The following is a 24,367-nucleotide window of genomic DNA, read 5'->3' as shown; positions in this document are numbered from 1 at the left end:
CGAGCCATGAAACAGCTGGTGCTCGATTTGGGCGCCGAGCCGGCGCAAAGCCTCGACACCTTCCAGATAGGGGAAAATGCCGAAATGGCGCACTTGATGCACCAGTTCGCCCAGCGCGCATCGCGCGAGCATTTCTGCTACCTGTGGGGAGAAACGGGCGCCGGCAAGACGCATTTGCTGCAGGGCCTCGCCGCCACCGATGGCGCGCGCTACATCGCGGCGACGAGCGGTGCGGACGACTTCGTATTGACGCCGGACGTGAGCCTGTACCTCGTCGACGACGTCGACCAGCTGTCGCCCGAGCGCCAGATCGACGCCTTCGCCCTGTTCAACCAGGTGCGCGAGCATGGCGCCTACATGGTCTGCACGGGTCCGGTGCCGCCGGCCGTGCTCCCGGTGCGCGAAGACCTGCGCACCCGCATGGGCTGGGGTCTCGTGTACCAGATCCACGGCCTGTCCGACGACCAGAAGATCGCCGCCCTCACGCAGGCCGCCGAGGCCCGCGGTTTGACGCTGTCCGCCAGCGTGTTACCCTATCTGCTGTCCCATTTCAAGCGCGACATGCGCTCCCTGTCGACCATGCTGGATGCCCTCGACCAGTATTCGCTCGAGACCCAGCGTCCGGTCACGGTACCGCTGCTGCGTGATCTCTTGCTTCAGGGCAATCCCGGCAGTCCACACTCCGAAACAAAAGAATGAACGACCTCGCGCTGTTTGACCTCGACCACACCCTCCTGCCGATCGATTCCGACTACGAATGGGGCCAGTTCCTCGTGCGTGAGAAAGTCGTCGACGCCGCCGCACACCAGCGCCGCAACGACGCCTTCTTCGCGCAGTACAACGCCGGCACGCTCGACCCGGTCGAATACCTCGAATTCGCCCTCGGCACCCTGGCCAGCTTCGATCCGGCCCATCTGAAAGACCTGCAGGCGCAGTACATGCGCGACGTGATCAAGCCGGCGCTCCGTCCGAAAGCCCTCGACCTCGTGCGAAAGCACCAGGACGCGGGCGACCTCGTGGCGATCATCACGGCGACCAATGCGTTCGTCACCGCGCCGATCGCGCGCGAATTCGGCGTCGACCACCTGATCGCCGCGCGCCCCGAGCTGGACGAGCGCGGCCACCCGACCGGCAAGCTGGCCGGCACGCCCACGCAGGGCCACGGCAAGGTGACGCACATGCACGCGTGGCTGGACGGCCTGGGCCGCCCGTTCGACAGTTTCAAGCGCAGCTGGTTCTACAGCGACTCGCACAATGACATCCCGCTGCTGTCGGTCGTCTCGCACCCGGTGGCGACCAACCCGAGCGAGAAACTGAACCAACACGCCAACGCCCTCGGCTGGACTTCACTGCACCTCTTCAATGATTAAAAAATTCATCCGCAAAATCCTGGGCGTCAAAGACGAGCGCGACCCGACCGAACCCGTCATCCTCGGGCCGGAGCAGCACGGCATCGATCCGAAGCTCGTGTCGAACAACGCGGTGCGCGTCACGCAGACCTTGCAGGAAGCCGGCTTCAAGGCGTTCGTCGTCGGCGGCGCCGTGCGCGACCTGCTGCTGGGCGTGAAACCGAAGGACTTCGACATCGCCACCGACGCGACGCCCGAGGAAGTGAAAAAGCTGTTCCGCCGCGCCTTCATCATCGGCCGCCGCTTCCAGATCGTGCACGTGATGTTCGGCCAGGACCTGCTGGAGGTGACCACGTTCCGCGGCAAGGGCAGCGACAACGCGCCGAAGGACGAACATGGCCGCGTCCTGCGCGACAATAACTTCGGTCCGCAGCACGAGGACGCCGAGCGCCGCGACTTCACGATCAACGCCATGTACTACGACCCGGCCACGCAGTCGGTGCTCGACTACCACGGCGGCATCGAGGACATCCGCGCCAAGGTCCTGCGCATCATCGGCCAACCGGAAGCGCGCTACCGCGAAGATCCGGTCCGCATGCTGCGCGTCGTGCGCTTCGCGGCCAAGCTGCAGTTCACGATCGAGCCGGCGACCCGCGCCCCGATTCCCGTGATGGCCCCGCTGATCAACAACGTGCCGGCCGCGCGCGTGTTCGACGAAATGCTGAAGCTCCTGATGAGCGGCCACGCGCTGGCCTGCCTGAAGGAGCTGCGTTCGTCCGGCCTGCACCACGGCCTGCTGCCGCTGCTGGACGTCGTGCTGGAGCAGCCGATCGGCATGAAGTTCGTGACGCTGGCCCTCGAATCCACGGATACGCGCGTAAAAGCCGGCAAGGGCGTGTCGCCGGGCTTCCTGTTCGCGTCGCTGCTGTGGCACCAGGTGCTGGAAAAGTGGAACGCCTACCGCGCCGCCGGCGAATCGCCGATCCCCGCGCTGCACCTGGCGGCGGACGACGTCCTCGACAACCAGACCGACAACCTCGCCCTGCAGCGCCGCATCGCGACCGACATGCGCGACATCTGGGCCATGCAGCCGCGCTTCGAGCGCCGCACCGGCAAGACGCCGTATAAATTGCTGGAGCACCCGCGCTTCCGCGCCGGCTTCGACTTCCTGCTGCTGCGCTGCGAATCGGGCGAGCTCGATGCGGAGATCGGCAACTGGTGGGCGACGTTCTACGCCGGCGACATCGCCGAGCGCGAACGCCTGGTCAATTCCGCGCGCGACGTCCAGCCGTCCAGCCAGAAGAAACGCCCGCGCCGCCGCGGCCCGCGCCGCGCCGAGGGCGAAGGCGGCGCACCGGTCGACGCCCCGCAGGCCGCGAGCGGCGAATGATCGCCTGGGTCGGCATCGGCGCCAACCTGGGCGACGCGCGTGCGAACGTGCTCGATGCGATCGAGCGCCTGTCGCGCCTGCCGGGTGCCGCGTTGCGGCAGACGTCGCCGCTGTACCGCACGGCCCCCATCGATTCCTCGGGCGACGACTACGTCAACGCCGTCGCCGCGCTCGACACGGACCTCGACGCGCACGCCCTGCTGCAGGCGCTGTTCGCCATCGAACAGGCGCATGGCCGCGAGCGGCCCTACCGCAACGCGCCGCGCACGCTGGACCTCGACCTGCTCCTCTACGGCGACCAGGTCATCGATGATGCGCCCACCTTGATCGTCCCGCACCCCCGCATGCACGAGCGTGCGTTCGTGCTCGCGCCGCTGGCCGACGTCGCGCCCGATCTCGTCATTCCCGGCCGCGGTGCCGTGCACGCGCTGCGCGCGCAGGTCGCGGACCAGGCGATCGAACGGCTCGGCTGAATCACAACTGCGTTTCCAGTCCCACGCGCAGGATGGCGCTGAACGGGTAGACGGACGTCTTGCGCAGGCTGCCGGACGCGTCGCCGTAGCGCGTCTCCTCGGTGGCAGGTTCGGCCAACAGGTTCACGGCGGTCACGCGCAGTTGCGTCTTCGGCGTCAGCTTCCACAACGCATACAGGTCCAGTTCGCGCTTGACGGTCGAATACGTGCCCGTCGTGCGCGAGATCCGCTGCGGTCCACCGCTGCGGAAGGTGAAATTCGCGCCGCCGCTGACGGTCGCGCCGAACTGGTAGTCGACGCCGGCGTTGGCCGTGAGCGGCGTCTGGCCGGCCAGGCGGTTGTCCGGGCCGGGCACGTTGCTCACGCTGGACCAGTTGCGCGTCACGTTCATGTGCAGGTCGACATTGGCGGCGCGGGCGACCAGCGCGCGCAGCGGCAGCCTGGCGTCGAACTCGATGCCGCGCGTGCGTGCGCTGCCGTCGTTCACGGGCGTCGTCTCCCAGCGGCCCGCCACGAGGCGGGTGTCGTCGTGGATGGTGTCGCTGATCCGGCGCACGTACACGGACAGGCTCACCTGCTCGCCATGGCCGCCGAAGTGTTCCAGGGCCGCGTCGACGCCGAACGCCTGTTCCGGCTTCAGCGCCGGATTGCCGGCGGTGTCGGGCGTGACCTCCGTGTTGTTCAGCGAGCGGGTCACGCGCGGTATCAAACGCTCCAGGTCGACGCCACGGTAGGTGCGCGACAAGGCGACGCGCAGCTGGTCCTGTTTGCCGTCCAGCTTCCACAGGCCCTGCAGGATCGGGCTCAGCAGATTGGCCGTGTTGTGGATGGCGCTGAAATCGCTGCCTGCGCTGCGGGTGCGCAGCGTCTCCCAGCGCAGGCCCAGGTAGGTCGACAGCCGCGGCGTGATGGCGTATTCATCCTGCGCATACAAGGCGAGGCGATGCAGCGTGGCGTCGTACTGCCGGTCGTCCCGCACCGGCGTGCCGGCCAGTCCTTGCAGTTCGCGCGACGCGCGCGCGGCGTCGGTGGACTGGCGCGCCGCATCCCAGCCGGCGCTGAACTGATGCCCGCTCGCGTAGGACTTGCTGTACTTCCCGGTCAGCGTAGCCCCACGCCCGTCCGTATCGTTGTGCACGTCGCGGTCCAGCGTCCGTTCCCCGGCCGTGCCGTAGCCGGCTTCGTGCTGGCGGTTGCGTACACGGCTGGCGTTCAGGCCCGCTTTCGCTTCCAGCTTCTCGTCCTGGCCGAGCTTGTGCATCCAATTGAGGTCGGACCGCAGCTGGCTGCGCCGATCGTCCGGCCAGGTGCGGTCGTTCGGGTAGTCGGGCAGGTCGCCCAGGGTGGCGTTCCAGTGGCCTTCGGTCCGGCTGTCCGAGCGCTGCACGCGGACGAAGGACTGCGAGCTGAGCGTGTCGCCGTTGTCCAGCGTCCAGTTCACGCGCGGCGTCAGCGACAGCGCGCGAAACCCGCCGTCGTTCTTGCGCGCCACCTTGCGCAGCAAGACCGGCCGGCCGGCGCTGTCCCAGCCTTGCTCGACCTGGTCGTAATCCTGTTCGAAGCTGCCCTTGCGCACGTCCGCGACGACGGAATAGGACATGGCCTTGCCTTTGTCCGCGATCTGCAGCGACGCGCTCGGCGAGAAGAACACGTTGGAATGCTCGGCCTGCAGCTTCAGGTCGCGCTGCCCCTGCCGCACCTTGCGCTTGAGGATGATGTCGATGGTACCGGCGATCGATTGCGCACTCATGTCGGCGCTCGCCACGCGCAGGATGTCGATTCTCTCTACCAGCGCCGGCGCCAGCGAATCGAGCGAGAAACCGTTCGGCGCCGGTTCGCCGTTGAGCAGGATCTGCGTATAGCCGCTGCCCAGGCCGCGCATGCGGATCTCGCCGCCCCGGCCGGGACCACCGCCACTGACCGAGATGCCCGGCTGGCGCCTGAGCACGTCGGCCACGGTGCTGTCGCCGTATTTCTTGAGTTCCTCCTGGGTCACCACGATCCTGGTCGAGGTGTCGTCGCGCCGCGCATCGTATTGCCCGGCCGAGCCGCGCACCTCGACCCGGGCCTGCGGGACCGGCTCGGCGCCGGCGACATCGAGGGACAGCAGCGCTACCGCCAGGTGGGCAGCAGCGAATGACGTGGAACGGGTGTTGAGCATGTGCCGGACCGATGTGATGGATAACAGTTCGTTATTGAACAGATCCTATCACGAGAAATCTATCCGTCAGCAATCATTTTGCTATTAGCTAGCAATTGGATTGCACATTAAAAGAACTATTTATGGCAAAAGCCTGGCACCCACCGTTCAGAAGCGCAGCGCCAGGTAGACGCCGGAGACGGCCAGCGTCATCAACGTGACCGGCACGCCCACGCGCGCGTGGCGCCGCCAGTCGATGACGATGCCGCGCCGCGCCGCCGCATCCACGACGATGATGTTCGCGATGCTCCCGACGATCAGCAGGTTGCCCGCCAGGGTGCTGACCAGCGCCAGCATGACGCCGCCCAGCGGATGGTGCACGACGGGCATCAGGAGCATCACGGCGGGCACGTTCGAGACCAGGTTCGAGAGCACGAACGTGGCGGCGAACAGGGCGCCCGGCTGGTCGAGCCGCACGCCGAGCGACGCGAGCCAGGTGATCGCATGGTCCGTGAAGCCCGTGCTCTGGAACGCGGCATTCACGACGAAGAGGCTCATGAACAGCACCAGCAATTCCCAGTCGACGAGGCCCAGCATGTTCTGCGAACGCAGCTGGCGGCTCATCAACAGGATGCCCGCGCCGATCAGTGCCATGTGCTCACGGGGCCACGGCGCGACGAGGAACGCCACCAGCAGCGCGCCCGCGATCAGCAGGCCCTTGGTCGTCTGCCACGCATCGAAAGGCACCGCCCGCGCCTGGGATTCGGCGGCGGCGGCGCTCTCTTTCCAGCGCCCTTTCGTCTGCCAGGCGATCAGCACCCAGCAGGCGGCGAGGCCCAGTGCGACCGGGAGGATCGCGTCGAGGAAGTAACCGTCGAACGACAGCCGCATCGTCTGGCCGATCAGCATGTTCTGCGGATTGCCGATCAGGGTCGCGGCCGAGCCGATGTTGGAAGCGCATGCGAGCGCCAGCAGATACGGGACCGGCGCGAGCTGGCGCTGGCGGCACGCATCGACGAGCAGCGGCGCCATCGCGAGGCAGACGATGTCGTTGCTGAAGACGGCCGACAGCGCGGCGGACACGCCTGTCAGCACGCCCAGCAGGCTGGCGGGACTCAGCGCCAGCCCCGCCAGTTTTTGCGTGACCCAGTCGTAGAATCCCCCCAGCCGCATCTGCGCGGAGACGACCATGAAGGCGAACAGCAGCGCCATCGTCGGCAAATGGATCGACGCCACCGCCTGCTCCAGCGTCAGCGCATTGATGCTGATGAGCGCGATCGCCCCGAGCAGCGCGACGCCGGTCCGGTCGAGGCGCAGGAACGGCAGGCCGCCGAGGATCATGCCAAGATAGACGATGAGGAAGATGATGAGGATGGTCGTGGCCATTGGGATGTGGCGATTTCAGGTAAGATCGCGCATCTTAACAAACCATACCGGGCACGCCTGTGACCGCATGCCTGCCCGGGGCGCGTGACACTCCGGGGCGATCCCCCGGCTTATCTGATTTGCAAAGGAAACCTATGAGCGCTTACTTGGGCGGCACCTCGACGAACGAAGCACCGGCACGCAAGGCCGTGACCTTGCCCTCGCTGCTGGCGATGCGCGCGTCCGGCGACAAGATCGCCATGCTCACCTGCTACGACGCCAGCTTCGCGTCGCTGATGGACCGCTGCGGCGTGGACATCCTGCTGATCGGCGATTCGCTGGGCATGGTGTGCGCCGGCTACGACTCGACCTTGCCGGTGACGGTGGCCGACGTGGCCTACCACACGGCATCCGTCGTACGCGGCCGCAAGAACGCGTTCGTGCTGGCCGACCTGCCGTTCGGCAGCTACGGCACCCTGCCTCAGGCCTACGACAGCTGCGCCGCGCTGATGCGCGCAGGCGCCCAGATGATCAAGATCGAAGGCGGAGAGTGGCTCGCCGAAACGGTCCGTTTCCTGACCGAGCGCGGCATTCCCGTCTGCGCCCACATCGGCCTGACGCCGCAATTCGTCCACCAGCTGGGCGGCTACCGTGTGCAGGGCAAGACGGACGAAGGCGCGGAACAGCTCAAGCGCGACGCGCTGGCGCTGCAGGAAGCCGGCGCGGCGATGGTGCTGCTGGAAGCCGTGCCCGCGGCCCTGGGCAAGGAAGTGACGGGCATCCTGCAGGTGCCGACGATCGGCATCGGCGCGGGTCCGGACTGCTCCGGCCAGGTGCTCGTCATGCACGACCTGCTGGGCGTCTTCCCGGGCCGCAAGGCGCGCTTCGTGAAGAACTTCATGGAAGGCCAGACGAGCATCGACGCGGCCGTGCAGGCCTATGTCGCCGCCGTGAAGGACGGCAGCTTCCCGGCGCCGGAACACTGCTTCTGATTTCCGGCCATGGGCGCGCAGCCGGACACCACCCGCCTCTTCCTGGCCCTGTGGCCGATCGAGCCCGTGCGTGACCAGTTGCGCGCGTGGCGCGATGCATGGACGTGGCCGCGCGGCGCCACGCCGGTAGACGCCAGCAAGCTGCACGTGACCCTGCACTTCCTCGGCAACCAGCCGACCGTGCGGCTGCCCGACTTCCTGGATGGGTTCCAGGTGCCCTTCGAACCGTTCGACCTGCAGTTCGGCCGCCCCGCGCTGCAGCGCAGCGGCATCGCGTGGATCGAGCCGCTCAGCGAACCGCAAGGGTTGCTGGACCTGCACGCGCGCCTGTCCGACGCGTTGCTGGCGCTGGGCCTCGTGCCGGAAGCCCGCGCCTACCGGCCACACGTGACGATGGCGCGGCGCGCGAACGGGGCGGTCATGCCCGCCGCCGGTCCCGCGATCGACTGGGCGGTCACGCATTACGCCCTCGTCGCATCGCACGCCGGCACCTACACGGTGCTGCGCGAATACCGTTAATTATTACGCTTCACGATCCGCGCATTCGCCGCGATCACGATCCCCGACAACGACAGGATGCCCAGCGCCACGGCGATATTCGTGTGCGCGGCGATCGCCCCGAGCAGCGGCGGCGCCATCAACAGGCCCGCGTAACCGAGCGTGGCGACGGTCGCGAGGCCGCCGCCGGCCGACATCCCCGGCATGCGCGCGGCCGCCGCGAAGATCAGCGGCACGACGTTCGCCGCGGCCAGCCCGATCAGCGCGAGGCCCAGCGCCGACAGCCAGAATTGCGTGCTGACGACGGCCAGCATCAACCCCGCGAACATGCCCAGGCCACCGACGATCATCACGCGCAGCGGACCGAAACGCAGCACGAGACGGTCGCCCGCGAAACGGCACGCGGCCATCGTCACCGAGAACGCCGAGTAGCCGAGGGCCGCCGTCGCCGCGTCGACCTGCGTGCGCTCCTTCAGCAGCAGCGCGCTCCAGTCGACAAGGGCGCCCTCGATGGCGAAGCACAGCAGGGCCAGCAGGCCGAGGAACAGCGCGGGCCCGCGCGGCAAGGCGAAATGGCTCGCATGCGGCACCGGCGGGACGACCAGCAAACGCCCGCCGCACGACACCACGGCGGCGAAGATGCCACAGCTCACCATCATGGCACCGCGGCCGTCGCCCAGTCCCGCGCCGATCAACACGCCGCCGAGCGCCGCGCCGATCAGGCCACCGAGGCTGTAGAAGCCGTGGAACGACGACATCGTCGGGATGCCGCGCGCCGCTTCGACTTCGCTCGCGTTGGCGTTCATCGCCACGTCCAGCACGCCGTTGCTGGCGCCGAACACGTAGGCCGCGAGGAACAGCGGCAAGAGACCGCTCACGTTCATCAGCACGGCGCTCATCAGCGCGAACAGCAGGCCGCTGCCGACGACGACGGCGCGCGTGCCCCAGCGCCCCGCCATCCAGCCGGACAGCGGCATCGCGGAGATCGCGCCGCCCGCGATGGTGAGCAACAGGAAGCCGAGCACGCCGGTGTCGATGCCGGCGCGTGCCTGCACGAGCGGCACGTGCGCGGCCCACACGCCGATGCCGGCGCCGTTCAGCAGGAAGATAGTGGAAACCGACCAGCGCGCGGCGTTCACGCTGGCGGCCGGCGCCCGTTGGAGGGATAGTGTGTCGTCGATGCGGCTCATGCGCGGCTCCTTGCTGCGAGTACGATTTCAGGTGCGCGCTCGCCCTTGCGCAGGCGCGCGACCACGGTGGGCGCGGCATCCGCTTCCAGCACGAGGCGGTCGATGTCCGCCAGCGGCGCGATCGGGAACGGCGCGGGCGCTTCCAGCCGCTCGTTCAGCGCGGCGACGACGCGCCGGCTGCCCGCAGCCAGGATGGCCTGCTTGAGGATGGCTTCCTCGGGGTCGCTCGCGCCCAGGCCCCGTTCGGCCTCGACGCTGCACACGCCCACGACCGCGACGTCCACGCGCAGGCGCTGGATCTCGGCCAGCGTCTGCGCGCCCATCACGGCGCCGACGTGGGCCGAATACACGCCGCCCAGCAGCACGACGCGCGTAATGCGCAGGTGGCCGAGGCCAAGAGCGATCTGCGGACTGTTGGTGATGATGGTCGCGGCGCGGCCGTCTTCCAGCTGGCGCGCGAACGCGAGATTGGTCGTGCCGGCATCGACGAGGACCGTGTCGCCCGGCCGCACGCTGTCGGCCAGCGCGCGCGCGAGCATCTCCTTGCGCGCTTCGTCGGCATCGACGCGCTGGCCGAAGCTGGGTACCGGCTGCGTGCGCCGCATCGCGCCGCCGTGCACGCGGCGCAAGAGGCCCGCCGCGTCCAGGTCGCGCAGGTCTCTGCGGATCGTGTCTTCCGAAGTGTTGAACCGCTGCGCCAGTTCGGCCGCCAGCACCTTGCCCTGCTGCTCGACCGTGTCGACGATGTGCTGCCGTCGTTCTTCCGCTAATTGCATAGGTTTCTCCTTTGCGCAGCACTGTACACGTTTACGCATAAACCAGCAAGAATCAATGCAAACATGCACATTCATGCATACGAGCGGTCTGATGGTTGGTTGACGGCCTAATCATTGCTACACTCCCTGCATTCATTATCAGAACAATATGCATAAGTCCGCTGCCATCCTGATCGTCGATGACTATCTCCTGATTCGCACCGCCGTGCGCCAGGTGCTGACGGAACTCGGCTTTTCCAACGTGTTCCAGGCCGAGAACGGCAAGACCGCGCAAGACCTCATGCGCAAGCAGACGATCGACATCGTCATCGGCGACTGGGGCATGCCGGTGATGAGCGGCCTGGACCTGCTGCACTGGATGCGCCACGACGCGCGCTATGCGAAGACGCCCTTCATGATGCTGACGGCCGAGGCCAATCCCGCCTCCGTGCGCAGCGCCCTGCAGGCCGGCGTCAACGCGTACATGATCAAGCCGTTCACCGTGCACAGCTTCGCCAGCAAGTTCATGGCGATGATCGGCACGGTGCAAGAGTCCGAGCCTGCGCCGGAACCCGTGCCCCGGCCCGATTCCGCGCCGCCGCCGGTGCTGAAGCCGACGCCCGTCCAGGCCGACGTCATCGGCCTGCAGGCCCCGCTGGCCGAGCGCCTGAAGCGCTGCACGGTGCTGATCGTGGACGACGTCCCGACCAACATCGAGGTGCTGGCCGGCGCGCTGAAGGACGAGTACGCGATCAAGGTGGCGATCAGCGGCCGCAAGGCGCTGGAGATCGCCGGGGCCTTCCCCATCGATATCATCCTGCTCGACATCATGATGCCCGTGATGGACGGCTTCGAGACGTGCCGCCACCTGAAAGCCGATCCGAGGACGGCGCACATCCCGATCATCTTCCTGTCCGCGAAAGACGCCGTCGACGATATCGTGGGCGGCCTGCGCCTGGGCGCCGTCGACTACGTGTCGAAGCCCGCGGACCCGACGATCCTGAAGGCCCGCATCGCAACACATCTGGCGCTGGCCACGGCGATGGGCGACCTGAAGCGCCAGAACGAACTGCTGATCGAGAACGCGCACCTGCGCGAAGACGTGGAGCGGATGACGCGCCACGACCTCAAGAGCCCCATCGCCGTCACCCTGCACGCGAGCCAGGCGCTGCTCGCGGGCGACCTGCCGGATGCGCAGCGCGAGCGCGCGCACATGATCGAGATGGCCGCCAACCACGCGCTCGACATGATCAACCGCACGCTCGACATCCATAAAATGGAAAAGGGCGAGTACCAGCCGGCGCTGCAGCCGTTCGACATGAAAGCGCTGCTGTCGCGCGTCGCCCAGCAGACCGAGCTCGCGTTCACGGACCGCCGCATCGCCATCCGCTTCGCCGCGCCGGGCGACACCGTCTGCCTGGGCGAATCGCTGCTGTGCTATTCGATGTTCTCGAACGCCTTCAAGAACGCGGCCGAGGCGGCGCCGCCGGGCGGCACGATCAAGGTCGACGTGGCGCCGGGCCCCGGCAGCCTGCACGTCGTGATCGACAACGAGGGCGAGGTTCCGCTCACCATGCGCGGCCGCTTCTTCGACAAGTACGCCACGGCCGGCAAGCAGGGCGGCATGGGTCTCGGCACCTATTCGATCCGCCTGATGGCCGAAGTGCAAGGCGGCGACGCCACCATGGAGACGGGCGATGGGCACACGCGCCTGACCATCACCCTGCCGTGCGTGTGATCACACCAGCAACATCAGGTGTTCTCTCTCCCATGAGCTGATCACGCGCGAAAACGTCGCGAACTCCAGCTCCTTCACTTCGCAGAACGCCTGCACGAACAACGGCCCCAGCATGTCGGCCAGCGCCGGGCACCCGCGCAGCTGCAGGATCGCATCCTCGAGATTGCGCGGCAGGTCGCCGTGGATGTGCTCCGCACTTTCCGGCGTCGGCGCCGGCGGTTCCAGCCCTTCGACCATGCCGAGGAAGCCGCAGGCCAGCGTGGCCGCCATCGCGAGATACGGGTTCACGTCCACGCCCGGCACGCGGTTTTCCACGCGGCGGCTGGCCGGGCTCGAGTTCGGGATGCGGATGCCGCACGTGCGGTTGTCGTAGCCCCAGTGCACGTTCATCGGCGCCGACTGGAAGCGCGACAGGCGCCGGTAGGAATTCACGTGCGGCGCGAAGAGGAGCGTCGCCGCCGGCACGTAGCGTTCGAGCCCGCCGATGAAGTGGCGGAACAGCGCGCTTTCCGTCCCGTCGTCGTTGGAAAAGATGTTGCGGCCGTCCGCGTCGACGATGCTCTGGTGCACGTGCATGGCACTGCCCGGCTCCGTCTCCATCGGCTTGGCCATGAAGGTGGCAAAGATGCCGTGGCGCAACGCCGTCTCGCGCACGGCCCGCTTGAACAGGAACACGCGGTCGGCCAGCTCCAGCGCGTCCCCGTGCGTAAAATTGATTTCCATCTGGCCCGCGCCGGCCTCGTGGATCAGCGTCTCGACGCCGAGCTCGTGCTGCTTGCAAAACGCCGACAGTTCCAGGAAGAACGGATCGAAATCGTTGACGGCATCGATCGAATACGATTGCCGGCCCTGCTCCGTGAAGCCGCTGCGGCCCGTCGGCGGGCTCAACGGCTCGTGCGGATTCGTCGTGCGCGCGACGAGATAAAACTCCATTTCGGGCGCCACGACGGGCCGCCAGCCCCGTTCGGCGTACAGGCCCAGCACGCGGCGCAGAACGGAGCGCGGGGCGAGGTCGACCTGGGTGCCGTCGAAGTTCGTGCAATCGTGGATCACGAGCGCGACGCGCTCCGTGGCCCACGGCACGACGCGGATCGTGGCGGGGTCGGGCACGCAGACCATGTCGGGATCGATGGAGCCGACGTACGGCGTATTGTTCGGCTGTTCGCCGTGGACCGTGTTCAGCAGCACGCTCTTCGGCAGCCGCATGTGCTCGCCCGCCAGGAACAGGTCTTTCGGAAGGATCTTGCCGCGGGCAATGCCCGTCATGTCGGCGATGACGCACTCGACTTCGTGGATATTGTGTTCGCGCAGAAAATTGCGCATCGGATTATGCGCTTCGGAATCCATCACACTCTCGCTTGACTCGATGCGGGTCAATATAGCATCGGCGATTATTAGGCCGCGCGCGGGTCGGACGGCCCCGTTTTTGCCTCATTTCCTCAATTAGTTGCCGCGATACCGCACTTCGCGTCATCGCCGTTCCGCCGGGCGCCGTCCTGCGTCATACTTTATGAATGGAACAGCTGACGACCACGACACAGCCGAAAACCACCCGCATGTGGCGTAACTACGCCTGCGCCTGGCTTGCGTACATGGTGCTGCTCGCGGTCGTGCTGCGGCTCGCCGACTCCAGCCAGCACGGCTACAACTGGCGCGGCCTGATCCCGATGCTGTGGATCGTGCCGCAAGCCTTCGTGCTCGCCCTGCACTGGCCGCTCAGCGGCTGGATGGAACGCCGCCACGTCCCGTTCGCGACGCGCTGCCTGATCCACGGCGTGGGCGCGCCGACGTACGCCATCCTGTCGTACGCGCTGCCGGCGCTGATCTACGAGACGACGCAGCCGCTGTCGTTCTACGTGTGGCCCGTGCTGTATTCGATGATGGGCTATGGCGTCATCGCCACCGCGTTCCACATGATCCGCGCCAACGATGCGCGCCGCCGGCAGGAAGTCGCCGTGCAGCAGGCGCACGCGCTGCTCGTCGCGACGGAGCTGAACGCGCTGCGCAGCAAGCTCAATCCGCACTTCCTGTTCAACACGCTGCACTCGATCATCGCCCTCACCCGCAAGGACCCGAACGCCGCCGAGACCGCGCTGTTCCAGTTTTCCGACATGCTGCGCTACGTGCTGGACACGGAAAAGACGGGCAACGACCGCGTGACGCTGGACGACGAACTGCGCTTCGTGCGCGACTACCTGGAACTGGAAAGCCTGCGCCTCGGCGCGCGCCTGCACGTCGACTGGGAACTCGACGATGCCGCCTCCGGCCACCTACTGCCCGCGCTGTCGCTGCAGCCGCTCGTCGAGAACAGCATCAAGCACGCGTTCAACCCGCACAGCCGGCCGGGCCGCCTGCTGATCCGCACGCGCCTCGACGTGCACACGGGCAGGCTCGTGCTGTCCGTCGGCGACGACGGCCCCGGCGCCGACATCGGCCGCGTGCGCGCGTCGAACGGCCTGGGCCTGCGCACCGTCGAGCGCCGCCTGCAACTGGAATACGGCACCGAGGAGGGACTCGCCATCGACACGGCGCCGGGCGCCGGCTTCGTCGTCACGATGGCCATTCCCCTCGCCGCCAACGACAAGGAATTCACATGAATGCCCGGACCGTGTTCATCGCGGAAGACGAACCGCTCGCGCGCGACGTCCTGCGCGACTTCATCTACGCCCACGCAGGCCTGCGCCTCGTGGGCGAAGCGGCGGACGGCGCCAGCGCGCTCGCGCAGATCGACCGCATCCGCCCCGACATCGTCTTCATGGACATCCAGATGCCCGAGATGACGGGCCTGGACGTGCTGCGCCGCCTGACCGTCGTGCCGGACATCGTGTTCACGACCGCGTACGACCAGTACGCCGTCACCGCATTCGAACTGAACGCCGTCGACTACCTGCTGAAACCTTTTACGCGCGCCCGCTTCGACGCGGCCGTCGCGCGCCTGCTGGAGACGCCGGGATCGTCCGTCCCCGCGCCCGACGTCATCGGCGGCGCGCTCACGCTGGCGGTCGATCGTGTGCCGAGCCGTATCGAACGCATCCTCGTGCGCGACCGCGGCCGCATCTTTCCCTTGTCCGTGAACGAGATCGCCTACCTGAAGGCGGATGCGAAATACACAGCGATCGCCGCGCGCGGCCACACCTTCCTCGTGCGCATCGGGATCTCGGAACTGGAAGCCCAGCTGGACCCGGGCCGCTTCATCCGCATCCACCGCTCGGCGCTCGTGAACCTCGACTTCGTGGACTCCATGCGCGCGGACGACCAGTCGCAGCTCGAGATCACGATGCGCGACGGGGCCGTGCTCACGGCGAGCCGGGAAGCGTCGAAGGTGCTCAGGGAGATGGCGATTTAATCAGACGCGCAATCAACCAACGTCGTCCGCGCGCAGGCGGGGATCCAAGTATTGAGCGCAGTGGCATGCAACGAACCTGGACCCCGGCCTTCGCTGGGGCGATGGTCTTGGGTATACGGGTCAGATTTGAATCCACGTCGTCTTCAGTTCCGTGTACTTGTCGAACGCGTGCAACGACTTGTCGCGCCCGTTGCCCGACTGCTTGTAGCCGCCGAACGGCACCGTGATGTCGTCGTTGTCGTACTGGTTCACGTGCACGGTGCCCGCGCGCAGCTTGCGTGACGTGCGGATCGCGCGGCTCATGTCGGCCGTCCACACGGCGGCCGCCAGCCCGTACGGCGTCGCGTTGGCCTGGCGCACCGCCTCGTCGAGGTCCGTGAACGACAGCACGGACAGCACGGGCCCGAAGATTTCCTCGCGCGCGATGCGCATCGTGGACTCCACGCCGTCGAACAGCGTCGGTTCGATATACAAACCTCCGGTCTCCGCGCGTGCCGCATGGCCGCCCGCGAGCAGGCGCGCGCCGGCCGCCTTGCCGTCGTCGATGAAGCCGAGCACCGTCTTCATCTGGATCGCATCGACGATGGCGCCCATCACGGTCGATTCGTCGAGCGGGTCGCCCGGCGCGTACTGCGGGATCAAGGCGAGGGCCTTGTCGAGGAACGCTTCCCGGATCGATTCCTCCACGAACAGCCGCGACGGCGCGTTGCAGCTTTCTCCCTGGTTGAAATAGATGGAGCCGATGGCGCCCGCGACAGCCGCGTCGAGGTCGGGACAGTCCGCGCACACGATGTTGGCGGACTTGCCGCCCAGTTCCGTCCACGCGCGTTTCAGGTTCGACTGCCCCGCCATCTGCAGGATCTGCTTGCCCACGCGCGTGGAACCGGTAAAACCGATGCAGTCGACGTCCATGTGCAGCGCGAGCGCGCGGCCGGCTTCGTCGCCATAGCCGGGCAGCACGTTGAACACGCCTTCCGGCACGCCGGCCTCCAGCGCCAGCTCGGCCAGCCGCAAGGAACTCAGGGGCGCCTTTTCCGACGGCTTCAGCACGACGCTGTTGCCGGCCGCGAGGGCCGGCCCGATCTTCCACGCAGCCATCAGCATCGGATAATTCCACGGGATGATCGCCGCGACGACGCCGACCGGTTCGCGCGTGATGAGGGCCAGGCTGTCCTGCGGGCTCGGCGCGACCTGGTCGTAGATCTTGTCGATCGCTTCGCCATACCAGCGGATGCAGTTCTGCGCGAGCCGCACGTCCACGCTCTTGCTGTAGCGGATGGGCTTGCCCATGTCGAGGGTTTCCAGCAGGGCCAGCTCGTCTTCGTGCGCGAGCATCAGGTCGGCGAAGCGGATCAGGGTGCGCTTGCGCTCGGCCGGGGGCTTGCGGGCCCAGCGGCCATCCTCGAACGCGGCGCGGGCGCTGGCGACCGCGGCGTCGACGTCGGCGGCGTCGCAGCGGGCGACCTCGCCCAGGATGCGGCCGTCGATGGGAGAAATATTGTCGAAACGGGCGCCGGATGCGGCGTCGACACGCCGGCCTTCGATGACGGCGCGGCCGTCGATGTGCACCGTTCTGGATCGTACATGCCAGCTTGGCGTGGTCATATTGTCTCCGTGCAGATGTCATCCTGTTGTCAGGCCGATACTAGCAAACAAAATCGATCCAAACGCCGATTTCTGCCGCTATAATCCGAAATTTTTCCCACCCGCATTTTCTATTGCGAGCCCGGAGCACACCGATATGAACACCATCCTGATTACGTCCGTCGTGCTCTACCTGCTCGGCACGCTCGGCCTGGGCGTCTGGGCCGGCACGCGGATCAAGAACACGTCCGACTTCGCCGTCGCGGGCCGCAGCCTGCCGCTGATCATGGTGATCACGACGACGTTTGCCACCTGGTTCGGCGCTGAAACCGTGATGGGCATCCCGGCGAAATTCGTTCAGGGCGGCCTGGGCGCGCTCGTGGAAGACCCGTTCGGCGCCGGCACCTGCCTGATCCTCGTCGGCCTGTTCTTCGCCGCCCGCCTTTATAAACTGAACCTGCTGACCATCGGCGACTACTACCGCGCCCGCTACGGCAAGGGTATCGAAGTCTTTTGCTCGGCCGCCATCATCCTGTCTTACCTCGGCTGGGTCGCGGCGCAGATCACCGCGCTGGGCCTCGTGTTTTCCGTGCTGACGGGCGGCGCGATGTCGGAGACGGCCGGCATGATCGTCGGCACGCTCGCCGTGCTGATCTACGTCGTCATCGGCGGCTTCCTGGCCGTCGCGATTACCGACTTCATCCAGATGATCGTGCTCGTGGTCGGCCTGTCCATCATCGCTGTGTTCTCGGCGAAACTGGCCGGCGGCACCGGTGCCGTCATCGACATGGCCAACAACGCGAACCTGTGGCACTTCCTGCCGGAAGCGAAGTTCACCGACATCGCCTTCTTCGTCGGCTCGGCCGTGACGATGATGCTGGGCTCGATTCCGCAGCAGGACGTGTACCAGCGCGTGATGTCCGCCAAGAACGCCCCGACCGCGCGCGCCGGCGCCGTGATCGGCGGCGCCAGCTACATCATCTTCGCGTTCGTGCCGATGTTCGTCGTCGCGTGCGCCGTGATCGTGATGGGCAACGATGCGCTGGAACTGGCCAAGAGCGATTACCAGCGCGTGCTGCCCACGTTCGTGATGACGAAGATGCCGCTGATCATGCAGATCCTGTTCTTCGGCGCCCTGCTGTCCGCGATCAAGAGCACGTCGTCCGCCACGCTGCTCGCCCCGTCGACGAGCTTCACGGAAAACATCCTCAAAAACCTGCGCCCGGGCATGAGCGACCGCCAGCAACTGCTCGCGATGCGCGTCACCATCGTCGTGTTCGCCTCGCTCGTGCTGGCGTACGCCATCGCGATGAAGGGCACGTCGATCTATGACCTCGTGTCGTCCGCGTACCAGGTGACGCTCGTCGGCGCCTTCGTGCCGCTCGTCACCGGCCTGTACTGGAAGCGCGCGACGACGCAGGGCGCGATCCTGTCGCTGGTCGCCGGCATCGCCACGTGGATCGTGTTCTTCCCGCAGATCTCGCCGCTGGGCGAGGTCTTCCCGGGCCAGCTGGCAGGCCTGCTGGCGGCGTTCGCGGGCATGTTCGTCGGCTCGCTGGCGCCGCAGGTGCTCAAGAACCGGCACGAGCCGCACAAGACGGCGGTCAGCGCGTAAATAAGAAGGCCTCGATGGAAGCTCGGGGCGTTTTTGTTTTGAGTCGACTTCGAGCAGTCAGCATGGGTTCCCGCTTTCGCGGGAACGACGGTTTTTCCCTATGGCGGGCCTATTTTCGACGGTAAAAATTATTCCAGACAGCAGTGCGCCTGCGCGGGGATGACGTGCTATTGATAGCGCAAGAATAGTGTTGGCGCAGTTCCTGAGCTATCTTTAAGACCGTCGTTCCCCGACTCGCGGTCCGCCTTGGCGGGAACCCAAGTTAAGCAACCGAAGTCAGTCCAGCCATCCACGACCAGCGACATCCGCCAACGTCCGGTCCAGGCAAAACCGTATCCGCTCCACCATCTCATCCACCTGCGCACAGGTCATCACGAGCGGTGGCGCGACGATCATCCGGTCTCCGACGGCACGCATGATGACGCCGTTGTCGAACATGTGCTGCCGGCACACCATCCCCACCGCCAGGTCGCGCGCGAACGGTTCGCAGTCGTGCACCGTCGCAGCCTTGCGCCGCACGAGGTTCAGGCCGGCGGTCATGCCGATGCTCTCCGCGTGTCCGACGAGCGGATGCTCGGCCAGCCGCGCGAACGCGGCTTTCAAATGCGGCCCCGTCTCGCGCGCGACCTTGTCGACCAGTTTCTCGTCCTCGATGATGCTCAGGTTTTCCAGCGCCGCCGCGCAGGCGACGGGGTGGCCGGAATAGGTGAAACCGTGGTTGAAATCGCCGCCGCGCTCGATCAGCGCGCGCGCCACGCGTTCGCCCACCAGCACCCCGCCCAGCGGCACATAGCCGGACGTGACGCCCTTCGCGAACGGGATCAGGTCGGGCCGCGTGCCCATGCGCTCGCTGCCGAACCACGTGCCCAGCCGGCCGAAGCCGCAGATGACCTCGTCCGAGATGAGCAGGATGCCGTACTTGTCGCAGATGCGCTGGATTTGCGGCCAGTACGTCTGCGGCGGGATGATGACGCCGCCCGCGCCCTGTACCGGTTCGCCGATGAACGCGGCGACCTTGTCCGGCCCCAATTCGAGTATCTTCTGTTCGAGCCAGTCCGCGGCCAGCAGCCCGAATTCCGCTTCGGACAGGCCGCGGCCATGCTCGCCGAAATGCGGTTGCTCGATGTGGTGGATATGCGGGATCGGCAGCGCGCCCTGGGCATGCATCGCGGCCATGCCGCCCAGCGACGCGCCGGCAATCGTGCTGCCGTGGTACGCGTTGCGCCGGCTGATGACGATCTGCCGCTCCGGCTGCCCCATCAGCTGCCAATAGCGCCACACCATGCGCAGCGCGGTGTCGTTCGCCTCGGAACCGGAGCTCGTGAAGAACACGTGCTCGAAGCCGGGCGGTGCCAGGCTCGCCAGCTTTTCCGCCAGCTTCACGGCCGGCACGTTCGTCGTGTTGAAGAAGCTGTTGTAGAACGGTAAAACATCCATCTGCCGTGCGACGACTTGCGTGATGGATGTGCGGCCATAGCCCACGTTCACGCACCACAGGCCGGACATGCCGTCGATGGTTTTATTGCCGTCCGAATCCCACAGGTAGATGCCCTCCCCGCGCACCATCACGCGCGCGCCCTTCGCGCTCAGGGCGCCGTGGTCGGTGAACGGGTGCAGGAAGTGGGCGCTGTCGAGCTGTTGCAATGTCCGGGTGTCATGGTCCTCACGGACTGGCGCGCGCAGGCCTGCCTCGGATGCCATGGTGTCGAAAGTCATGATGATCTCCTTGTCGTCGTCGTCGCATGGTCATACGTGCAGAAGCAGGTGCTCCCGTTCCCACGGGCTAATTACCGTCATAAATTCCTGGTGCTCCAGTTCCTTGACCGCGGAGTAGACGTCGACGAAGCGCTCGCCGAGGATGTCGCGCAGGCGGTCCTCGCCGCGCAGCAGGGTCAGCGCTTCGGACAGGCCTTGCGGCAGCTCGACCTTCATCTTGTAGGCGCTGCCTTCGACCATCGGCGTCGGTTCCAGCTGCTCCTGGATGCCGAGGTAGCCGCAAGCCAGCGTAACGGCGAGGGCGAGGTAGGGATTGGCGTCGGCGCCGATCACGCGGTTTTCCACGCGCCGGTCCTGCGAGCCGGACACGGGTACGCGGAAGCCCACGGTGCGGTTGTCCACGCCCCATTGCAGGTTGATCGGGGCGGCCGTGTGGCGCACGATGCGGCGGTACGAGTTCACGTACGGCGCGACGATCGCCATCGCGGACGGCATGTATTTCTGCAGGCCGCCAATGTAGTGGCGGAACAGGTCGGACGGCGATCCATCCACATTGCTGAAGATGTTGCGGCCGGATTCCGCGTCGACGACGCTCTGGTGCACGTGCATCGCCGAGCCGGGCTCGCCAGCCATCGGCTTGGCCATGAAGGTGGCGTACATGTCGTGTTTCAGCGCCGCTTCGCGCAGGGTGCGCTTGAAGTAGAAGACCTTGTCGGCGAGGCCCAGCGGTTCGCCGTGCTGGAAATTGATTTCCATCTGGCCGGCGCCGATCTCGTGGATCAAGGTGTCGACGTCGAGGCCCATCATGTCGCAATAATCGTAGATGTCCTCGAACAGCGGGTCGAATTCGTTGACGGCGTCGATGCTGTAGACCTGGCGGCTCGTCTCGGAGCGCCCGCTGCGGCCGATCGGGGCGGCCAGCGGCAGGTCGGGGTCGATGTTTTTCGCCGTCAGATAAAACTCCAGTTCGGGCGCGACGAGCGGCTTCCACCCCTTTTTCTCGTACAGCTTCAGCACGCGGCGCAGCACGCTGCGCGGCGCGAAATCGACCAGCTTGCCGTCGGAGAAATAGCAGTCGTGGATCACCTGCGCCGTCGGGTCGACGGCCCACGGCACCATCGTGATCGTGCCCGGGTCGGCCTTCAGGATCATGTCGCGGTCGGTGGTCGAGATCGCGCGGTCGAAGGCATCGTCGTCGGACGGTGAATTGCCCGTCACGGTCATGCCCAGCACGATTTCCGGCAGGCGCATGCCGCGGTCCTCGGTGAATTTCACGCGCGGGAGGATTTTTCCACGCGCGACGCCCGTCAGGTCGGGCACGAGGCATTCGATTTCGGTGACTCGTTTGCCGTTGAGCCACTCGTCCATGTCGTTGTATGAAAAATTGTCGCGGATAGCCATGATGTTCTCTCTGTCCGTTAATGGATTGCACGCAAGCGCAAACGCGCCGCCCGCGGGCTGCGTGGGATCGAGCAGGGATCAGGGAAGCTATGGGACGGGCGTGACCGCCCATTTCGCATCGGGGGTCATGACGGTGTCCGTTTCGTTGATCTGTAGGCGCGGCAGGCGGCGCCGAATGCGCCGAACATCTTCATCGAATGGGGATTGTGGACGATGCGCCATTCCGGGTGCCATTGCACGGCCAGCGTGAAGCCGGGCGCGTCCTTCACCGAGAAGGCTTCCACGAGCCCATCTTCCGCCGTCGCTTCGACGACGAGGCCCTTCGCCAGTTCGTTCACGCCCTGGCCATGCAGCGAATTCACGGGAATTTCCGGCAAACCGATGATCTGGTGCAGCATGCCGCCTTCCACGAGCTTGATCTTGTGGGCATCGCCGTACTGCTCGTCCATGCCCAGCTCCGGATTCTCGCGGTGGTCGAAGTGCCCGGGCACCGCCTGCACGGCCTGAAACAGGCTGCCGCCCAGCGCCACGTTCATTTCCTGGAAACCACGGCAGATTGCGATGATCGGGATGCCGCGTTTCACCGCCGCGCGGATCAGCGGCAACGTGGTCTGGTCGCGTGCCGGGTCTTGCGGCAGCGACGGGTCGAGCACTTCTTCGGAGTAATAGCTTGGATGAACGTTCGACGCCGAGCCCGTCAACATGATCCCGTCGCACAGCGCGAGCATCGTTTCCAGGTCGAGCGCTTCCCCCAGCGACGGCAGGATCAGCGGGGCGCAGTCGGCACCGAGGACGACGGCGTCGACATACTTGTGCTGGGCCGCGTGGTAAGGGTGTTCACCGAAATCGCGGGTGCAAGCGGGGACGAAAACGATCGGGCGCATGGTCTCTACCTTGTAGTGAGCGCACAGGAACCATCATACGTACAAAGTGGTCCGAATGCGAGTGGCCGTTGTTTCAGATCAAGGAAACCGCGTTCCCAATGCAAACGCTCCCTGGGATCTGCTAGTCGAGCGGGTTCGCTGTTGTAACCCGTAGCAAAAGCTTAACGTCAACTGAAGAACGATGCCAACACAAACGGGGCCTTGGTCAGCATCGTGCTATGGTGTTCCCGCCCGAACGACATGACAACGAGGAACCCATGCTGAACCTCAATGACGCTTCCCTGCTGCGCCAGCAGGCCTGGATCGACGGCGCCTGGTGCGACGCCGACGACGGCAAGACCGTCCCCGTGATCAACCCCGCCACCGGCGAAACGCTCGGCACCGTGCCACACATGGGCGCACAGGAAACCCGGCGCGCCATCGATGCGGCACAGGCGGCCTGGCCCGCGTGGCGCAGGAAGACGGCGCGCGAACGCGCCCTCATCCTGCGCAAATGGAACGACCTGATGCTGGACAACGCGGACGACCTGGCCGCCATCATGACGGCCGAACAGGGCAAGCCGCTGGCCGAATCGAAGGGAGAAATCGCGTACGCCGCCTCGTTCCTGGAATGGTTCGGCGAACAGGGCAAGCGCATCGAGGGCGACGTGCTGGAATCGCCCGCGCGCGACCGCCGGATCGTCGTCACGAAGGAACCGATCGGTGTGTGCGCCGCGATCACGCCGTGGAATTTTCCGGCCGCGATGATCACCCGCAAGGTCGGCCCGGCGCTCGCGGCGGGCTGTCCCATCGTGCTGAAACCGGCGGAGCTGACGCCCTATTCCGCCCTCGCGCTGGCCGTGCTGGCGGAGCGCGCCGGCGTGCCGAAGGGCGTGTTTTCGATCGTGATCGGCGACTCCAAGGCGATCGGCGCGGAGATGTGCGCGAACCCCATCGTGCGCAAGCTCAGTTTCACGGGTTCCACGCAGGTCGGCCGATTGCTGATGGAACAATGCGCGCCGACGGTCAAGAAATTGTCGCTGGAACTGGGCGGCAACGCCTCGTTCATCGTGTTCGACGACGCCGACCTCGATGCCGCCGTCGAGGGCGCGATGGCCTCGAAATACCGCAACATGGGGCAGACCTGCGTGTGCGCCAACCGCATCTACGTGCAGGATGGCGTGTATGACGCGTTCGCCGCAAAGCTGACGGCCGCCGTCGCGAAGCTGAAGGTCGGCAACGGCATGGAGCCGGGCGTGAACCAGGGACCGCTGATCGAAGAAAAAGCCGTCGAGAAGGTCGAGCACCACATCGCCGATGCGCTCGGCAAGGGCGCCCGTCTGCTGCTGGGCGGCAAACGCCACCCGCTGGGACTGACCTTCTTCGAGCCGACGGTGCTGGCCGACGTCACGCCGCAGATGCTGATTTCGGACGAGGAAACGTTCGGCCCGGTGGCGCCGCTGTTCCGTTTCAAGACCGACGAGGAAGCGATCGCCCTGGCCAACGCGACGGAGTACGGGCTCGCGTCGTACTTCTACGCCCGTGACATCGGCCGCGTGTGGCGCGTGGCCGAGCAGATCGAGTCCGGCATGGTGGGCGTGAACACGGGCCTGATCTCCAATGAAGTCGCACCGTTTGGCGGGGTCAAGCAATCCGGGCTGGGGCGCGAAGGGTCGAAATACGGCATGGATGACTATCTCGTCATCAAGTACATCTGCCTGGGCGGGATCTGAATGCCGGCCGGACCGCCCCGGCAATCGACGACGTGGACGGCCTGATCGCGATTTACCTTACAGAAGGTAAATCGCACTTTTCAGTTTTCGTTGCTCAATTTCCACAAGGAAATTAACTCATTGCTTTGTAGGATTAGTCCTACTAAAATCGCTCCAGATTTTAGTCTTATCTCTCTGACATTGGGCGACATAACCACGGCAAGAGTCAGCGCGCCGCAA

General features: G+C 66.2%; 20 protein-coding genes. 11 read left to right on the top strand and 9 right to left on the bottom strand.

The window, feature by feature from the left end; all coding sequences use genetic code 11:
- Positions 1-6: 6 nt before the first annotated feature.
- Genes hda through folK form a run of 4 tightly spaced genes read left to right on the top strand, consistent with a single transcriptional unit; the run spans position 7 to position 3,212 of the window.
- Positions 7-699, top strand: a complete 693-nt coding sequence (hda, locus tag ACEN9H_RS01020; RefSeq protein WP_413673477.1) for a DnaA regulatory inactivator Hda — start codon at positions 7-9, stop codon at positions 697-699.
- Complete coding sequence (locus ACEN9H_RS01015) at positions 696-1,370, top strand: HAD family hydrolase (RefSeq protein ID WP_413673476.1); 675 nt, start codon at positions 696-698, stop codon at positions 1,368-1,370. The genes hda and ACEN9H_RS01015 overlap by 4 nt, the downstream gene beginning before the upstream one ends.
- Positions 1,363-2,739, top strand: coding sequence for a polynucleotide adenylyltransferase PcnB (pcnB, locus tag ACEN9H_RS01010; RefSeq protein ID WP_056124143.1), 1,377 nt, complete (start codon positions 1,363-1,365; stop codon positions 2,737-2,739). The genes ACEN9H_RS01015 and pcnB overlap by 8 nt, the downstream gene beginning before the upstream one ends.
- Positions 2,736-3,212: a 2-amino-4-hydroxy-6-hydroxymethyldihydropteridine diphosphokinase gene (gene folK / locus ACEN9H_RS01005; protein ID WP_413673475.1), complete on the top strand. Its 477-nt coding sequence runs from the start codon at positions 2,736-2,738 to the stop codon at positions 3,210-3,212. Before pcnB ends, folK begins: the two co-directional genes overlap by 4 nt.
- Position 3,213: 1 nt before the next feature.
- Here the strand turns inward: folK and ACEN9H_RS01000 are convergent, their stop codons facing one another.
- Positions 3,214-5,373: a TonB-dependent receptor plug domain-containing protein gene (locus ACEN9H_RS01000; RefSeq protein ID WP_413673474.1), complete on the bottom strand. Its 2,160-nt coding sequence runs from the start codon at positions 5,371-5,373 to the stop codon at positions 3,214-3,216.
- 147 nt (positions 5,374-5,520) lie between these two features.
- Positions 5,521-6,738, bottom strand: a complete 1,218-nt coding sequence (locus tag ACEN9H_RS00995) for an anion transporter (protein ID WP_413673473.1) — start codon at positions 6,736-6,738, stop codon at positions 5,521-5,523.
- Between the two features lie 134 nt (positions 6,739-6,872).
- On the opposite strand from ACEN9H_RS00995, the gene panB reads away from it, so the two are divergent.
- Entirely contained in the window at positions 6,873-7,709 is an 837-nt protein-coding gene (gene panB / locus ACEN9H_RS00990) for a 3-methyl-2-oxobutanoate hydroxymethyltransferase (protein WP_413673472.1), read from the top strand.
- A 9-nt stretch (positions 7,710-7,718) separates the two neighbouring features.
- Positions 7,719-8,228, top strand: a complete 510-nt coding sequence (gene thpR, locus ACEN9H_RS00985; RefSeq protein WP_413673471.1) for an RNA 2',3'-cyclic phosphodiesterase — start codon at positions 7,719-7,721, stop codon at positions 8,226-8,228.
- Here the strand turns inward: thpR and ACEN9H_RS00980 are convergent.
- Both ACEN9H_RS00980 and ACEN9H_RS00975 read right to left on the bottom strand, forming a co-directional pair.
- Complete coding sequence (locus ACEN9H_RS00980; RefSeq protein WP_056124126.1) at positions 8,225-9,397, bottom strand: MFS transporter; 1,173 nt, start codon at positions 9,395-9,397, stop codon at positions 8,225-8,227. The genes thpR and ACEN9H_RS00980 overlap by 4 nt on opposite strands.
- Positions 9,394-10,173, bottom strand: coding sequence for a DeoR/GlpR family DNA-binding transcription regulator (locus tag ACEN9H_RS00975; RefSeq protein WP_056124123.1), 780 nt, complete (start codon positions 10,171-10,173; stop codon positions 9,394-9,396). Before ACEN9H_RS00975 ends, ACEN9H_RS00980 begins: the two co-directional genes overlap by 4 nt.
- Positions 10,174-10,321: 148 nt before the next feature.
- Here ACEN9H_RS00975 and ACEN9H_RS00970 point away from each other — a divergent pair, with 148 nt between their 5' ends.
- Positions 10,322-11,890 (top strand): response regulator, encoded by a 1,569-nt coding sequence (locus ACEN9H_RS00970; protein ID WP_056124120.1) that lies wholly within the window; start codon positions 10,322-10,324, stop codon positions 11,888-11,890.
- Here the strand turns inward: ACEN9H_RS00970 and ACEN9H_RS00965 are convergent, their stop codons facing one another.
- Positions 11,891-13,213: a glutamine synthetase family protein gene (locus tag ACEN9H_RS00965; protein WP_413673470.1), complete on the bottom strand. Its 1,323-nt coding sequence runs from the start codon at positions 13,211-13,213 to the stop codon at positions 11,891-11,893.
- A 233-nt stretch (positions 13,214-13,446) separates the two neighbouring features.
- Between ACEN9H_RS00965 and ACEN9H_RS00960 the strand changes: the two genes are divergently transcribed.
- Positions 13,447-14,487: a sensor histidine kinase gene (locus tag ACEN9H_RS00960; protein WP_056124208.1), complete on the top strand. Its 1,041-nt coding sequence runs from the start codon at positions 13,447-13,449 to the stop codon at positions 14,485-14,487.
- Positions 14,484-15,236 carry a LytR/AlgR family response regulator transcription factor gene (locus ACEN9H_RS00955; RefSeq protein ID WP_056124117.1) on the top strand — a complete coding sequence of 251 codons (753 nt, stop codon included), beginning with the start codon at positions 14,484-14,486 and terminating at the stop codon, positions 15,234-15,236. Before ACEN9H_RS00960 ends, ACEN9H_RS00955 begins: the two co-directional genes overlap by 4 nt.
- A gap of 120 nt (positions 15,237-15,356) precedes the next feature.
- On the opposite strand, the gene ACEN9H_RS00950 is transcribed toward ACEN9H_RS00955, so the two are convergent.
- Positions 15,357-16,841, bottom strand: a complete 1,485-nt coding sequence (locus ACEN9H_RS00950) for an aldehyde dehydrogenase (RefSeq protein ID WP_413673469.1) — start codon at positions 16,839-16,841, stop codon at positions 15,357-15,359.
- Between the two features lie 136 nt (positions 16,842-16,977).
- Here ACEN9H_RS00950 and ACEN9H_RS00945 point away from each other — a divergent pair, with 136 nt between their 5' ends.
- Positions 16,978-18,435: a sodium:solute symporter family protein gene (locus ACEN9H_RS00945; RefSeq protein WP_413673468.1), complete on the top strand. Its 1,458-nt coding sequence runs from the start codon at positions 16,978-16,980 to the stop codon at positions 18,433-18,435.
- 276 nt (positions 18,436-18,711) lie between these two features.
- On the opposite strand, the gene ACEN9H_RS00940 is transcribed toward ACEN9H_RS00945, so the two are convergent.
- From ACEN9H_RS00940 to ACEN9H_RS00930, 3 genes are all read right to left on the bottom strand, one after another.
- Positions 18,712-20,151 (bottom strand): aspartate aminotransferase family protein, encoded by a 1,440-nt coding sequence (locus ACEN9H_RS00940; RefSeq protein WP_413673467.1) that lies wholly within the window; start codon positions 20,149-20,151, stop codon positions 18,712-18,714.
- Positions 20,152-20,181: 30 nt separating this feature from the next.
- Positions 20,182-21,552, bottom strand: coding sequence for a glutamine synthetase family protein (locus ACEN9H_RS00935; RefSeq protein ID WP_056124109.1), 1,371 nt, complete (start codon positions 21,550-21,552; stop codon positions 20,182-20,184).
- Between the two features lie 125 nt (positions 21,553-21,677).
- Positions 21,678-22,436, bottom strand: a complete 759-nt coding sequence (locus tag ACEN9H_RS00930) for a gamma-glutamyl-gamma-aminobutyrate hydrolase family protein (protein ID WP_056124106.1) — start codon at positions 22,434-22,436, stop codon at positions 21,678-21,680.
- A gap of 257 nt (positions 22,437-22,693) precedes the next feature.
- Between ACEN9H_RS00930 and ACEN9H_RS00925 the strand changes: the two genes are divergently transcribed.
- Complete coding sequence (locus tag ACEN9H_RS00925) at positions 22,694-24,148, top strand: NAD-dependent succinate-semialdehyde dehydrogenase (protein WP_413673466.1); 1,455 nt, start codon at positions 22,694-22,696, stop codon at positions 24,146-24,148.
- Positions 24,149-24,367: the final 219 nt, after the last annotated feature.

Source organism: Massilia cellulosiltytica (assembly GCF_047325105.1).
GTDB classification, from domain to species: Bacteria; Pseudomonadota; Gammaproteobacteria; order Burkholderiales; family Burkholderiaceae_D; genus Telluria; species Telluria orientalis.
The sequence above is the reverse complement of the archived record's forward strand: the minus strand, read 5'-3'. Positions and strand labels throughout refer to the sequence as shown.

Excerpts from the sequence above, each read along its gene's own strand:
- hda (WP_413673477.1), top strand. The coding sequence starts at position 7 with ATGAAACAGCTGGTGCTCGATTTGGGCGCCGAGCCGGCGCAAAGCCTC.
- ACEN9H_RS01015 (WP_413673476.1), top strand. The coding sequence starts at position 696 with ATGAACGACCTCGCGCTGTTTGACCTCGACCACACCCTCCTGCCGATC.
- pcnB (WP_056124143.1), top strand. The coding sequence starts at position 1,363 with ATGATTAAAAAATTCATCCGCAAAATCCTGGGCGTCAAAGACGAGCGC.
- folK (WP_413673475.1), top strand. The coding sequence starts at position 2,736 with ATGATCGCCTGGGTCGGCATCGGCGCCAACCTGGGCGACGCGCGTGCG.
- ACEN9H_RS01000 (WP_413673474.1), bottom strand. The coding sequence starts at position 5,373 with ATGCTCAACACCCGTTCCACGTCATTCGCTGCTGCCCACCTGGCGGTA.
- ACEN9H_RS00995 (WP_413673473.1), bottom strand. The coding sequence starts at position 6,738 with ATGGCCACGACCATCCTCATCATCTTCCTCATCGTCTATCTTGGCATG.
- panB (WP_413673472.1), top strand. The coding sequence starts at position 6,873 with ATGAGCGCTTACTTGGGCGGCACCTCGACGAACGAAGCACCGGCACGC.
- thpR (WP_413673471.1), top strand. The coding sequence starts at position 7,719 with ATGGGCGCGCAGCCGGACACCACCCGCCTCTTCCTGGCCCTGTGGCCG.
- ACEN9H_RS00980 (WP_056124126.1), bottom strand. The coding sequence starts at position 9,397 with ATGAGCCGCATCGACGACACACTATCCCTCCAACGGGCGCCGGCCGCC.
- ACEN9H_RS00975 (WP_056124123.1), bottom strand. The coding sequence starts at position 10,173 with ATGCAATTAGCGGAAGAACGACGGCAGCACATCGTCGACACGGTCGAG.
- ACEN9H_RS00970 (WP_056124120.1), top strand. The coding sequence starts at position 10,322 with ATGCATAAGTCCGCTGCCATCCTGATCGTCGATGACTATCTCCTGATT.
- ACEN9H_RS00965 (WP_413673470.1), bottom strand. The coding sequence starts at position 13,213 with ATGCGCAATTTTCTGCGCGAACACAATATCCACGAAGTCGAGTGCGTC.
- ACEN9H_RS00960 (WP_056124208.1), top strand. The coding sequence starts at position 13,447 with ATGTGGCGTAACTACGCCTGCGCCTGGCTTGCGTACATGGTGCTGCTC.
- ACEN9H_RS00955 (WP_056124117.1), top strand. The coding sequence starts at position 14,484 with ATGAATGCCCGGACCGTGTTCATCGCGGAAGACGAACCGCTCGCGCGC.
- ACEN9H_RS00950 (WP_413673469.1), bottom strand. The coding sequence starts at position 16,841 with ATGACCACGCCAAGCTGGCATGTACGATCCAGAACGGTGCACATCGAC.
- ACEN9H_RS00945 (WP_413673468.1), top strand. The coding sequence starts at position 16,978 with ATGAACACCATCCTGATTACGTCCGTCGTGCTCTACCTGCTCGGCACG.
- ACEN9H_RS00940 (WP_413673467.1), bottom strand. The coding sequence starts at position 20,151 with ATGACTTTCGACACCATGGCATCCGAGGCAGGCCTGCGCGCGCCAGTC.
- ACEN9H_RS00935 (WP_056124109.1), bottom strand. The coding sequence starts at position 21,552 with ATGGCTATCCGCGACAATTTTTCATACAACGACATGGACGAGTGGCTC.
- ACEN9H_RS00930 (WP_056124106.1), bottom strand. The coding sequence starts at position 22,436 with ATGCGCCCGATCGTTTTCGTCCCCGCTTGCACCCGCGATTTCGGTGAA.
- ACEN9H_RS00925 (WP_413673466.1), top strand. The coding sequence starts at position 22,694 with ATGCTGAACCTCAATGACGCTTCCCTGCTGCGCCAGCAGGCCTGGATC.